This window comes from Halorubrum sp. Atlit-26R (genome assembly GCF_003666015.1).
Taxonomy (GTDB): domain Archaea; phylum Halobacteriota; class Halobacteria; order Halobacteriales; family Haloferacaceae; genus Halorubrum.
Genome location: NZ_QPLT01000372.1, coordinates 1 through 530 on the forward strand (window position 1 = coordinate 1; position 530 = coordinate 530).

At 61.5% G+C, this 530-nt stretch carries 1 protein-coding gene; it reads left to right on the forward strand.

Going from position 1 to position 530, the window contains the following annotated elements:
* Positions 1–530, forward strand: a 530-nt coding sequence (locus DVK07_RS21030) for a transposase (protein WP_147441316.1), incomplete at both ends; no start/stop codon positions are given.

Sequence of the window (530 nt, forward strand, 5' to 3'; positions counted from 1 at the left end):
GACGACGTGCGCGAACACACCGACCTCGGAAGTCAGCACGCGATTCTCGCCACCCATCAAGCCGCACAAGCCATCACCGGCTGTATCGAACGGAAGGCGAAGGACAAGAAGGTGAGTAAGCCCGCCTTCACCGCACCCACGGTGACATACGACACCCGGACCATGACGGTATTTGATGATGATACGGTGTCACTCTCCACCACAGAGAGCCGCGTCCGGTGCGACCTCGCCCTCCCCGACGCCGACGATGGCTACCAACGGCAGTACCTCAACTCCGACAACTGGAGCGTCACGGAAAGCACGCTCACCGTCCGTGATGGCGACTACTTTTTACACATCGGCTTCCGCCGACCGAAGACCGACACCGAACGGAACACCGCCGAGGACGGGACGGTCCTCGGGGTTGACCTCGGTATCGAAAACCTCGCCGTCACAAGCACTGCCTCCTTCTTCAGCGGGCGGGAGTTAACCCACGATCTCCGCGAGTTCGAGAAGGCACGCGCCGGACTCCAACAGACTGGGACGAGGAG